Here is an 11,089-nt window from a genome sequence, read left to right on the forward strand (position 1 = left end):
ATAGGCTGGCCTCGTGCCAGAGGTGGGCGATCACAGCTGCGCAGCTTGCCATGCCGAAGCATACAGAAGAATATCGTTACACAACTTTACGAGCCCCTCGCCGGAGTCTGGAAAATACATGTCCGTCACGTTCGACCCTGACAACCTGAGAGCCAGCCTGCTGCCGCTGAACGCCGTTGACCCGCTTTCGCTGGATGGCCAGGCGTATCAGCGCTTCTACGGTCTTGGCGGTCTCGGTGGTGAGAATGTGGTGCGCAGCTGGCTCGGCCGCCTCGACGTCGACGGGTACGAGATTGTCGGGCAGGTGTGGCTGCCTGAAAGCCCGGTTGCGACAGTGTTCCTGTTTCACGGTTTCTATGACCACATGGGGCTGTACCGGCATGTGGTCGAGTGGGCGCTGGCCCACGGGTTTGCAGTGATCTCCTGTGACCTGCCCGGGCATGGGCTGTCCAGCGGCAGTCGTGCCAGCATCGGTGATTTTGCCGAGTATCAGGCCGTGTTGCAGCGCCTGCTGCTTGAGGCCGAAGGGCTCGGGCTGCCGCACCCCTGGCATTTGTGCGGGCAAAGCATGGGCGGCGCGATTGTGATCGATCACTTGCTTCACCAAGACGCACAGACACCGGCGCAGGGCGAGGTGATCCTGCTGGCTCCGCTGGTGCGGCCGCGGGCATGGGGCTGGTCGCGCCTGAGTTATCACGCGCTCAGACCGTTCGTGACCGGCATCGCCCGGCGCTTCACTGAAAACTCCAATGCCCCGGCATTCCTGCCCTTTCTGCTCGCAGACCCCTTGCAGCCGAATCGCCTGCCGACCGCCTGGGTCGGCGCGCTGGCGAAGTGGATCACGCGTATCGAGCGAGCGCCCCGCAGCCGTCGCAGTCCGATCATCATTCAGGGGGAGTCCGACATGACGGTCGATTGGTCACATAACCTGACGGTCCTGAAAGATAAATTCAGTCAGCCGCAAATCCTCATGCTCAGCCAGGCTCGGCATCACCTGGCCAATGAAACGCCGGAGATGCGGGAGAGGTATCTGGATTTTGTGTCCACGCGGTTGCGCTAGGCGCTCCCGGTCTTGCCGGTTTGAAGCGCTTTCACTTGTCGGCGCAGGCGAAAGTTGTCAACGGCCAGCACAACGAGCATCAACGTCCCGAGGACGGCAAAGGCGTCTTGCCCCAGCGAACGCCAGAACAAAGAGGCGAAAAAGGCCATGACGACGGCGGTGGCGAGTAAAGCGAGAGCGTCTTTCATTCGAGTGCGTCCATTCCTTTGACCTCAGGCGCGTCAACGCCTGAGCGGTGTTTACTGCCCGGGATTCAGGCTCGATGCGCTTTGCCCGACTGCCAGCCCCGCACGAATTGCGGCCAGTGCGGCTTGATAGTAGGCCTTGCCTTCCGGTGATTCGGCGAAGGTCGAGAATTCCTCCAGCTCAGGGTCCGACAGGTCTCGATAGACGTACAGCAGCGTGTTGTTCAGGTCGGCACTGATCTGTGCCATCAAACGTTCGCGCTGGCCTTCGAGCATGCCTTGCGCCTGTCCGCCGCCCAAGAGTCCGGGAATCATCTGGCTCAGGCTGTCGGCGGCGACGCCTGCAATGGCCAGGCTGACTTCGGCACCGGCCTGTTTGGCGGGCAGCGCCTGGGCAAGGTGGCCGATCAGCAACTGGCGTGTTGCATCCGCTTCAATGTGCGGCAGCCCCTGCGCGTGTTTGGCCAGTTGATCGGCGCGGGTTGCGGTCAGCTCGGCGTTGACGATCTTGCGACCCAGCGGAGACTGAAAGAATTGCAGTGCAGGGGTCGGGTCCTTGAGGCTTTCGCGTAGACGTTTTGCGGCGCGCTGGTCCATTGCCTGAGGGTCGAAGCGCTGATTGCTGTTATTCACCAGCGCTTGATAAACCGCAGGCGGCAGGTTGTTGCTGTAGCGCTGTTGAGCGGCCTTGAGGGCATCGTTGAAATGCGCGCGCTGATCCGGCCAGCCAGCGGCCTTGTACAGCTGATCGTAGTTGTCTGCCCAGGCAGGTACGGTGCAGAACATCAACAGCAAAACAAACAAACGACGCATTGGGGACTCCTGTCGGCAGGCCGCTATTCTCCGGGTGTTCGCGTGGATTTGTCGAGTTATGACTGCCCTTGGCGAATGAAATCTCATGCCCGTGACGCTGCGCATATGCACCACTGTCGGATTTCAGGGCTTATGGATACTATGCACGCCATGCGCATACCCTCTGACCACCCATTGCTGCTGCGAATCGTCGACGACCTGGTTGCCAATGGCTGGTCGCAGCAGAACATTTTCCTGCCCGAAGCTCTGACCCTTGAGCTGGAGCAAGAGTGCCGCAAGCGCGCTGCTGAAGGCGAGCTTGAGCCTGCCGGTGTTGGCAAAGGGCCTGCACTGGAAATACGCGAGGGAATTCGCGGTGATCGCATTCAGTGGCTCGAAGCCGGTCAGGTGCAGTGCTGCGACAGTTATCTGGAGTTGATGGACAGCTTGCGCCAGGCGCTCAATCGCGGGCTGTTTCTGGGTCTGGAAGATTATGAAAGCCACTTTGCGCTGTATCCGCCGGGCGCGCGGTACCTTCGGCATGTGGACCGCTTTCGCGACGATGACCGGCGCATGGTGTCAGCGGTGCTCTATCTCAATAACGCCTGGCTGCCCGAGCATGGCGGACAGTTGCGCATGTACCTCAAGGACAATGTGGCGTACGACGTTCAGCCTACGGGCGGGTGTCTGGTGGTATTCATGTCCGGCGACATCCCCCACGAAGTCATGCCCGCCAGCCGTGACCGTCTCTCGTTGACCGGCTGGTTCCGGCGTCGCGGTAACGAACTGTTCTCCTGACCTCAGCAGTTTCCATGAAAACTGTTTCATGAACGCTGCCAGCCATTGAACCCGGTTGCGGGCTATCGTGAATGCTCCTGAACCGGGAGGCCTGGTGCAGGGTCGGACTTACGTCAATTGAATCTGGACCTGGAGCAATCATGAAATCCTTATTTTCTGGAACGACAGTGGCGGGCCTGTTGCTGAGCGCGTCCATGCTGGCCAGCGCCGCAGACATCCCGCGCACCGCATCGCCCGAAGGCGCCGAGGTGTACATCATCTCGCCCAAGGACGGCGAAACCGTGACCTCGCCGTTCACTGTGCAGTTCGGCCTGAAAGGCATGGGCGTCGCGCCAGCGGGAGTGGACGTTCCTGACACCGGTCACCATCACTTGCTGATCGACGTCAAAAACCAGCCTGCGATGGATGCACCGTTGCCGGTCAGCGACAACGTCCGCCACTTTGGCAAAGGCCAGACCGAAACCGAACTCAACCTGCCGCCAGGCCAGCACACCCTGCAGTTGATGATGGGTGACAAAGGCCACATGCCACTGAACCCACCGGTCGAATCGAAGAAGATCACGATCAATGTGAAATAGGCGTCTGGATGAGATCCTTGTGGGAGCTTGCTCGCGAATCGGCCAGTACAGCCCCTGAAAACAGGGTGCTCGAACCGCCGCCTTCGTGAGCAAGCTCACTCCCACAGGATGCTTGGCGCAGCGGCCAGACCGAAACCGAACCCAGGCCAGCACCTACTGCAATTGATGATGAGTGACGCTCAGCGCTGGTCTGGAGGCGATCCTTGTGGGAGCGAGCTTGCTCGCGAATAGGCCAGTACAGCCCCTCTAAAACAGGGTGCTTGAACCGCCGCCTTCGTGAGCAAGCTCACTCCCACAGGAGGCTTGGCGCAGCGGCCAGACCGAAACCGAACCCAGGCCAGCACATACTGCAATTGATGATGAGTGACGCTCAGCGCTGGTCTGGAAGAGATCCTTGTGGGAGTGAGCTTGCTCGCGAATAGGCCAGAACAGCACCCGAAAACAGAGTGCTGGAACCGCCGCCTTCGTGAGCAAGCTCACTCCCACAGGAGGCTTGGCGCAGCGGCCAGACCGAAACCGAACCCAGGCCAGCACACTCTGCAATTGATGATGGCTAACGCTCAACGCTGGTCTGGAGGCGATCCTTGTGGGAGCGAGCTTGCTCGCGAATAGGCCAGAACAGCACCCGAAAACAGAGTGCTTGAACCGCCGCCTTCGTGAGCAAGCTCACTCCCACAGGAGGCTTGGCGCAGCGGCCAGACCGAAACCGAACCCAGGCCAGCACATACTGCAATTGATGATGAGTGACGCTCAGCACTGGTCTGGAGGCGATCCTTGTGGGAGCGAGCTTGCTCGCGAATTAGGCCAGTACAGCCCCTCGAAAACAGGGTGCTGGAACCGCTGCCTTCGTGAGCAAGCTCACTCCCACACAGCGGCCAGGCCGAAACCGAACTCAACCTGCCGCCGGGCCAGCGCACCCTGCAATTGATGATGGGTGACGCAGAGCGCTGGTCTGGAGGCGATCCTTGTGGGAGCGAGCTTGCTCGCGAATTAGCCCAGTACAGCCCCTCGAAAACAGGGTGCTCGAACCGCCGCCTTTGTGAGCAAGCTCACTCCCACAGGAGGTTTGGCGCAGCGTGGATATGGCGCTGATCAGAACACTCTGATCAGAACAACACGCGGCTGCGGATGGTGCCTTTGATCTGTTGCAGCTTGGCTTGGGCGAGGTCGGAGTATTCGGCGTCGACGTCGATGACCACGTAGCCGACCTTCTCGTTGGTCTGTAGGAACTGACCGGAGATGTTGATGCCGTTTTCGGCGAAGACCTTGTTGATCTCGCTGAGCACGCCCGGGATGTTTTCGTGGATGTGCAGCAGACGGTGCTTGCCAGGGTGAGCCGGCAAGGCCACTTCCGGGAAGTTGACCGAGGACACCGACGTACCGTTGTCGCTGTACTTGACCAGTTTTTCCGCGACTTCCAGACCGATGTTGGCTTGTGCTTCAGCCGTCGAACCGCCGATATGCGGGGTCAGGATCACGTTGTCCAGGCCACGCAGCGGGCTTTCGAAAATGTCGTCGTTCGAACGTGGCTCGACCGGGAACACGTCGATGGCGGCGCCGATCAGGTGCTTGTCCTTGATCGCGTCGGCCAGGGCGTCCAGTTCGACGACCGTGCCGCGTGCGGCGTTGATCAGGATGCTGCCCTTTTTCATCGCACGGATTTCTTTTTCGCCGATCATCCACTGGGTTTCAATGGTTTCCGGCACGTGCAGGGTCACGATGTCGGACATGCCCAGCAGCTCGGTCAGGCTGGAAACCTGAGTGGCGTTGCCCAGCGGCAGCTTGGTCAGCGTGTCGTAGAAGTACACCTGCATGCCCAGGCCTTCAGCCAGAACCGACAATTGAGTACCGATCGAGCCGTAGCCGATGATGCCCAGCTTTTTGCCACGGATCTCGAAAGAATTGGCAGCGCTCTTGATCCAGCCGCCACGGTGGCAGGAAGCGTTCTTCTCGGGGATACCGCGCAGCAGCAGGATCGCCTCGGCCAGCACCAGCTCGGCGACCGAACGGGTGTTGGAGTAGGGCGCGTTGAACACCGCGATACCGCGCTCGCGCGCTGCGTTCAGATCAACCTGATTGGTGCCGATGCAGAAGCAGCCGACAGCAACCAGCTTCTTGGCGCAATCGAACAGCTCTTCGGTCAACTGGGTGCGGGAGCGGATGCCGATGAAATGAGCGTCGGCGATCTTTTCCTTCAGTTCGGCTTCCGGCAGAGACTTGGTGTGGTACTCGATGCTGGTATAGCCGGCTGCCTTGAGGACATCGACAGCGGATTGATGAACGCCTTCGAGAAGAAGGAACTTGATCTTGCTCTTGTCGAGGGAAGTCTTGCTCATCTGCGTAAACCTGTGTCCCGGAGAAAATGGCAGGGGGGCCGGATCGGCGCTGGGCACGATTCACGGGGGGCATATGCTAGCATACGAGCCCCGCGAAACCCCATTCCAGAACGTGAACCGTTCTCAGGATGCCCATGAATTGTTCGAGAGTTGAGTCGATGACCGATCCCGCGTTGATTGATGAGCTTAAGACCCTGGTCGACCCCGGCAAAGTGCTGACGGACAGCGGTTCTCTGGAAACCTACGGCAAGGACTGGACCAAGCAATTCACACCTGCGCCAATGGCCATCGTGTTTCCAAAGACCACTGAACAGGTTCAGGCTATCGTGCGCTGGGCCAATCAGCGTCTGGTGGCGCTGGTGCCGTCTGGCGGGCGCACCGGGCTTTCTGCGGCGGCGGTGGCGGCCAATGGCGAAGTGGTGGTGTCGTTCGATTACATGAACCAGGTGCTGGACCTGAACCTGACTGACCGCACGGCGGTGTGCCAGCCCGGTGTGATCACTCGCCAGTTGCAGGCGCTGGCCGAAGACAACGGCCTTTATTACCCCGTGGACTTCGCGTCCTCGGGCTCCAGCCAGATCGGTGGCAACATCGGCACCAATGCCGGCGGGATCAAGGTCATTCGCTACGGCATGACCCGCAACTGGGTCGCGGGCCTCAAGGTGGTGACCGGCAAGGGCGACCTGCTTGAGCTGAACAAGGACCTGATCAAGAACGCCACCGGTTATGACTTGCGGCAGTTGTTCATCGGCGCCGAGGGCACGCTGGGTTTCGTGGTCGAGGCCACCATGCGTCTGGACCGTGCGCCGAAGAATCTCACCGCGATGGTGCTGGGCACCACCGACTTCAATTCGATCATGCCGGTGCTGCATGCCTTTCACGGAAAACTCGACCTGACCGCCTTCGAATTCTTCTCCGACAAGTCGTTCGCCCGGGTCATGGCACGCGGCGATGTGCCGTCGCCTTTCGACACGCCGTGTCCGTTTTACGTCTTGCTGGAATTCGAAGCGACCACCGAGGACCTTGCCGATCAGGCTTTGGCGACCTTTGAGCACTGCGTCGAGCAGGGCTGGGTACTTGACGGCGTGATGAGCCAGAGCGAACAGCAGCTGCGCAACCTGTGGAAGCTGCGCGAATACATCTCCGAGACCATCTCGCACTTTACGCCCTATAAAAACGACATCTCGGTCACTGTCTCGAAAGTGCCGGAGTTTCTGGCTGAGATCGACGCTATCGTTGCCGAGTATTACCCGGACTTCGAAGTGCTGTGGTACGGCCATATCGGTGACGGCAACCTGCACCTGAACATTCTCAAGCCCGAGAACCTGGACAAGGACGAGTTCTTCGTCAAATGCGCGCGGGTCAACAAATGGGTGTTCGAGACGGTAGAGAAGTACAACGGCTCTATCTCTGCGGAACACGGCGTCGGGATGACCAAGCGTGACTACTTGACGTACAGTCGTTCGCCAGTAGAAATCGAATACATGAAGGCGTTGAAGGCGGTCTTTGACCCCAACGGCATCATGAACCCGGGAAAGATATTCGCGGTTTGAGTTCCTGTCGTACCTTATACAGCCACGCCACACTTATCAGACTCAGGAGACGTCATGAGCTACCAGCACAAATATGTCGATGGAACGAGCATCCACTTCCCGCTGGGCAAAGTGGTCTGCATCGGTCGCAACTATGCCGAGCATGCCAAAGAGCTGGGTAACCCGGTGCCTACCGAGCCGCTGCTGTTCATGAAGCCCGGCAGTGCAGTGGTTGCGCTTGAGGGCGGTTTTACCATCCCGGCAGACCGTGGTTCGGTGCATTACGAAGCCGAGATCGTGGTGTTGATCGGCAAGCCCCTGAGCAAGAACCCTTCTCGCGAAGAAGTGCTCGATGCAATCAGCGGCTTCGCGCCAGGGCTGGACCTGACGCTGCGTGACGTCCAGTCGCGTTTGCGCGAAAAAGGCCTGCCGTGGGAGCTGGCCAAGTGTTTCGACGGTGCAGCAGTGATTCCTCCGTTCGTTCCGGCGGGCACCTTTCCTGACCTGACCGACATCGGCATTCGCCTGACCATCAACGGCAAAGTGGTTCAGGACGGCAACAGCAGCCTGATGCTCAACCCGATTGTGCCGATGATCCAGCACATGGCAGCCAGCTTCTCGTTGCAGGCCGGTGATCTCATCATGACCGGTACGCCTGCCGGTGTAGGTCCGTTCGAAGCAGGCGACGAAATCGTCCTGGAGCTGACCGGTCAGACGCCTTTCGAGAGCGTTGTTCGCTGATCGCAGACGCGCATCAGGCAATACCGCAAGCCACGCGAGAGCCTTCTCGGGTGGCCGGTTTTGCGTTTTTTTCACACCTGCTCTGGATAATCCCGCCGGCCCTGCGCGGGCATCCACGTCGTCACGAAGTCTCACTTGCTCAGGAACACTTGAATGGCCATTCCTGCCTCAAAGCCGCCTCGCGCCAAAAAACGCCTCGCCTTCATACGAAACATGCGCTGGTATTCATGGCTGTTGGTGGTTGTCCTGATGGGCTATGGCCTGGCGTTTGCGATGCATTGGGACGACCGCGCGCTGCTCTGGTTTCAGGAGCGGTTCGAGACCAAGGCTGGCCGCCACGCCAGTATCTGGCTGCCGGACTATCACGTGGACATCGACGCCAAAGCGTTGCCGGGCATGGAAAAGGACGAGGCATCGGACCTGTCGTATAACCCGGTCAGCAAAACGCTGTTTGCGGTCATGGGCAAGAACGCGTTTCTGGTCGAGTTGACGCTCAAGGGCGACGTATTGCGCAAGATCCCCTTGGTGGGCTGGAGCAACCCTGAAGGCGTGGCGGTCATGAACGATGGCCTTATTGCCATCACCGATGAGCGTCAGCACAAGCTGACTGTCGTCAAGGTGACGGCAGATACCGCCACCCTGAACATCGCGGATTTTCCTCAGTACGAGTTGGGCAAATCGGATAACCAGAACAAGGGTTTCGAAGGCATTGCCTGGGACCCGCTTCGTCAACAGTTGATATTGGGTGAAGAACGCCCCCCTGCGCTGTACACCTGGAAAAGCAACGGCAGCGATGTGCTGCAAGGCGACAAGCAAAAGCTTCCCAGCCGTTCGCTGGACATGCGCAACCTGTCCTCGCTGAGCATCGACCCGCGCACCGGCCATATGTTGGCGCTTTCGGCAGATTCGCATTTGTTGCTGGAAGTGGACGAGCAGGGCGAACAGGTGAGTTTCATGACCCTGTTGGGCGGCATGAACGGCCTGAAAGACACGATCCCCCGTGCTGAAGGGGTCGCGCTGGACGAGGCCGGGACGCTGTACATGGTGAGCGAGCCGAACCTGTTCTATTCTTTCCGCAAGCACTGAGCCAGGACGGCAGCCACATCACTGGTCATCAAATAGCGCCACGCCATTCAGTTTGCTTTCAGAATGGCGTGGTATCAATGCCGCCCGCTTAACCTGCCCGAGTCACCTCAATGCGCCGCTCTACCCGCTCTTTACTCCTGGTCCTCGCCCTTGTCCCGCTGGCAGGGCTGTTCATGCTCGCCAATGAACGGTACCGCTATGTCGAGCGCGTACTGTTCGACTGGCAGGTGTTCTGGCAGTCCGACTCGCTCCAGGCCATCGGCCTTGATCAATACCGAGCTGTGACAGAAGGGCAGGTCATCGTCGGGCTTGAAGATGATGTGTCGGGCCTGAGCTACGACCCTGACCGCAAAAGCCTGTTCACAGTGACCAATCAGAACCCCGAACTGGTCGAGCTGAGCCTGGACGGTCGCGTGTTGCGGCGTATTCCGCTGATCGGTTTTGGGGATGCCGAAGCGGTCGAATACATCAGCCCAGGCGTTTACGTGATCAGTGACGAGCGTCAGTTACGGCTGATTCAGATTCACGTCGATGACAGCACAAAAAGCCTGAACGCCGCGGATGCCGAGCAATTGACGCTGGGGCTGACGGCCAGCGGCAACAAGGGCTACGAAGGTCTGGCCTATGACGCGCGTGGCAAGCGTCTGTTTGTCGCTCGCGAGCGCGATCCGGTGCAGATCATCGAGGTGCGCGGCTTTCCCAGGGTCAATGCCGGTGCCCCGGGCAATCTTCAGGTCATCACGGACGGCAAGCGCGACGGCAAGCTGTCCGTCCGTGACCTGTCCAGCCTGCAATTCGATGACGCGAGTGGTCACTTGCTGGCGCTGTCCGATGAGTCGAAGCGGATTCTGGAGCTCGACACCAGCGGTCACCCTATTGGCAGCGGCTCGTTGGCAAAGGGGTCGATGGGGCTGAGCAAGGGCGTGCCACAGGCCGAAGGCATGGCGATGGACGATGAAGGGACGTTGTATCTGGTGAGCGAGCCGAACCTGTTCTACGTGTTCCGCAAGCCTTGAGGCCAAGGCTCATGCCCACTGTCAGTGGGCATGAGCGGGTTTGTCAGCGGGTGAGGGTTTTCACGCCTTCAGCGGTGCCCAGCAGTAGCAGATCAGCCGGACGTGCAGCGAACAGGCCGTTGGTGACCACGCCGACGATGGCGTTGATGCTGGCTTCCAGCTCCACCGGGTTGGTGATGCTCATGTTATGCACGTCGATGATGATGTTGCCGTTGTCGGTCAACACGCCTTCGCGATATACCGGGTCGCCGCCCAGCTTTACCAGTTGCCTTGCCACATGGCTGCGGGCCATCGGAACAACTTCGACCGGCAACGGAAACGCGCCCAGCACCCGCACCAGCTTGCTGCCGTCGGCAATGCAGATGAACGTCTTGGCCACCGCCGCAACGATCTTCTCGCGAGTCAGCGCTGCGCCGCCGCCCTTGATCAGGTTCAGGTGCTCATCGCTTTCATCAGCGCCGTCGACGTAGAACTCCAGGTCGCTGACGGTGTTCAGTTCATAGACCGGAATGCCATGCCCTTTCAGGCGGGCAGCGGTGGCTTCCGAGCTGGCGACCGCGCCGTCGAAGGCTGCCTTGTGTTTCGCCAGTGCATCAATGAAGCAATTGGCCGTGGAGCCGGTGCCGACACCCACAATGCTCTTGTCATCGAGCTTTGGAAGGATGAAATCGACAGCGGCTTGGGCGACTGCCTGTTTGAGTTGATCCTGGGTCATGCGGGCTCCACGGTGCCTGATGTAGGTAAAAGAGAGTGAGGGGTAGCAAAAAGGCCCGCATTATAGCGGCGAGTGCGCCGCAAAGCCCTGTCATTCGTATGGTCGTGCTTGTGTGCGCAGGGTAGACTTCCCGACCTTGCCCGCTTCGTCAGTGATGCCGCCCCAATGCTTGAGCACTACGTCAAGAAGATCCTCACCTCCCGCGTTTACGACGTTGCCATTGAAACGCCGTTGCAGGGCGCTCGTCAGC

At 59.7% G+C, this 11,089-nt stretch carries 12 protein-coding genes; 8 read left to right on the top strand and 4 right to left on the bottom strand.

What is annotated here, in order from left to right:
* Positions 1 to 118: 118 nt before the first annotated feature.
* A complete protein-coding gene (locus tag BW686_RS19635; protein ID WP_084919161.1) occupies positions 119 to 1,060 on the top strand; it encodes an alpha/beta hydrolase in 942 nt (313 codons plus the stop codon).
* Here the strand turns inward: BW686_RS19635 and BW686_RS19640 are convergent.
* Positions 1,057 to 1,248, bottom strand: coding sequence for a hypothetical protein (locus BW686_RS19640; RefSeq protein WP_084919162.1), 192 nt, complete (start codon positions 1,246 to 1,248; stop codon positions 1,057 to 1,059). The genes BW686_RS19635 and BW686_RS19640 overlap by 4 nt on opposite strands.
* A gap of 51 nt (positions 1,249 to 1,299) precedes the next feature.
* On the bottom strand, positions 1,300 to 2,058 hold the full coding sequence (locus BW686_RS19645; protein ID WP_084919163.1) for a DUF2059 domain-containing protein: 759 nt from the start codon (positions 2,056 to 2,058) through the stop codon (positions 1,300 to 1,302).
* 141 nt (positions 2,059 to 2,199) lie between these two features.
* Between BW686_RS19645 and BW686_RS19650 the strand changes: the two genes are divergently transcribed.
* Positions 2,200 to 2,835, top strand: coding sequence for a 2OG-Fe(II) oxygenase (locus BW686_RS19650; protein ID WP_179149321.1), 636 nt, complete (start codon positions 2,200 to 2,202; stop codon positions 2,833 to 2,835).
* 140 nt (positions 2,836 to 2,975) lie between these two features.
* Positions 2,976 to 3,413: a DUF4399 domain-containing protein gene (locus BW686_RS19655; RefSeq protein WP_084919165.1), complete on the top strand. Its 438-nt coding sequence runs from the start codon at positions 2,976 to 2,978 to the stop codon at positions 3,411 to 3,413.
* Between the two features lie 1,106 nt (positions 3,414 to 4,519).
* Here BW686_RS19655 and serA read toward each other — a convergent pair.
* Positions 4,520 to 5,749: a phosphoglycerate dehydrogenase gene (gene serA / locus BW686_RS19660; protein WP_084919166.1), complete on the bottom strand. Its 1,230-nt coding sequence runs from the start codon at positions 5,747 to 5,749 to the stop codon at positions 4,520 to 4,522.
* Between the two features lie 158 nt (positions 5,750 to 5,907).
* Between serA and BW686_RS19665 the strand changes: the two genes are divergently transcribed.
* The 4 genes from BW686_RS19665 (at position 5,908) to BW686_RS19680 (ending at position 10,124) form a co-directional block, all read left to right on the top strand.
* Positions 5,908 to 7,302 carry an FAD-binding oxidoreductase gene (locus BW686_RS19665; protein ID WP_084919167.1) on the top strand — a complete coding sequence of 465 codons (1,395 nt, stop codon included), beginning with the start codon at positions 5,908 to 5,910 and terminating at the stop codon, positions 7,300 to 7,302.
* A 54-nt stretch (positions 7,303 to 7,356) separates the two neighbouring features.
* The gene (locus tag BW686_RS19670; protein ID WP_084919168.1) at positions 7,357 to 8,022 is read left to right on the top strand and encodes a fumarylacetoacetate hydrolase family protein; all 666 of its coding nucleotides are present in this window, start codon (positions 7,357 to 7,359) and stop codon (positions 8,020 to 8,022) included.
* A 153-nt stretch (positions 8,023 to 8,175) separates the two neighbouring features.
* Positions 8,176 to 9,108 carry an SdiA-regulated domain-containing protein gene (locus BW686_RS19675; protein ID WP_084919169.1) on the top strand — a complete coding sequence of 311 codons (933 nt, stop codon included), beginning with the start codon at positions 8,176 to 8,178 and terminating at the stop codon, positions 9,106 to 9,108.
* 110 nt (positions 9,109 to 9,218) lie between these two features.
* The gene (locus BW686_RS19680; protein WP_084919170.1) at positions 9,219 to 10,124 is read left to right on the top strand and encodes an SdiA-regulated domain-containing protein; all 906 of its coding nucleotides are present in this window, start codon (positions 9,219 to 9,221) and stop codon (positions 10,122 to 10,124) included.
* A 43-nt stretch (positions 10,125 to 10,167) separates the two neighbouring features.
* On the opposite strand, the gene rpiA is transcribed toward BW686_RS19680, so the two are convergent.
* On the bottom strand, positions 10,168 to 10,839 hold the full coding sequence (gene rpiA / locus BW686_RS19685) for a ribose-5-phosphate isomerase RpiA (RefSeq protein ID WP_084919171.1): 672 nt from the start codon (positions 10,837 to 10,839) through the stop codon (positions 10,168 to 10,170).
* Between the two features lie 165 nt (positions 10,840 to 11,004).
* Between rpiA and BW686_RS27235 the strand changes: the two genes are divergently transcribed.
* Positions 11,005 to 11,089 (top strand): hypothetical protein (locus BW686_RS27235; protein WP_256898946.1); only part of this gene is annotated, 85 nt, incomplete at its 3' end.

The sequence above is a fragment of the Pseudomonas syringae genome (genome assembly GCF_002157375.1).
In the GTDB taxonomy this organism is placed as follows: Bacteria; Pseudomonadota; Gammaproteobacteria; order Pseudomonadales; family Pseudomonadaceae; genus Aquipseudomonas; species Aquipseudomonas syringae_T.

Bases quoted from the DNA above. Each gene is read 5' to 3' on its own strand.
- BW686_RS19665 (WP_084919167.1), top strand. From the start codon at position 5,908: ATGACCGATCCCGCGTTGATTGATGAGCTTAAGACCCTGGTCGACCCC.
- BW686_RS19635 (WP_084919161.1), top strand. From the start codon at position 119: ATGTCCGTCACGTTCGACCCTGACAACCTGAGAGCCAGCCTGCTGCCG.
- serA (WP_084919166.1), bottom strand. From the start codon at position 5,749: ATGAGCAAGACTTCCCTCGACAAGAGCAAGATCAAGTTCCTTCTTCTC.
- BW686_RS19640 (WP_084919162.1), bottom strand. From the start codon at position 1,248: ATGAAAGACGCTCTCGCTTTACTCGCCACCGCCGTCGTCATGGCCTTT.
- BW686_RS19680 (WP_084919170.1), top strand. From the start codon at position 9,219: ATGCGCCGCTCTACCCGCTCTTTACTCCTGGTCCTCGCCCTTGTCCCG.
- BW686_RS19670 (WP_084919168.1), top strand. From the start codon at position 7,357: ATGAGCTACCAGCACAAATATGTCGATGGAACGAGCATCCACTTCCCG.
- BW686_RS19650 (WP_179149321.1), top strand. From the start codon at position 2,200: ATGCACGCCATGCGCATACCCTCTGACCACCCATTGCTGCTGCGAATC.
- BW686_RS19675 (WP_084919169.1), top strand. From the start codon at position 8,176: ATGGCCATTCCTGCCTCAAAGCCGCCTCGCGCCAAAAAACGCCTCGCC.
- BW686_RS19645 (WP_084919163.1), bottom strand. From the start codon at position 2,058: ATGCGTCGTTTGTTTGTTTTGCTGTTGATGTTCTGCACCGTACCTGCC.
- rpiA (WP_084919171.1), bottom strand. From the start codon at position 10,839: ATGACCCAGGATCAACTCAAACAGGCAGTCGCCCAAGCCGCTGTCGAT.
- BW686_RS19655 (WP_084919165.1), top strand. From the start codon at position 2,976: ATGAAATCCTTATTTTCTGGAACGACAGTGGCGGGCCTGTTGCTGAGC.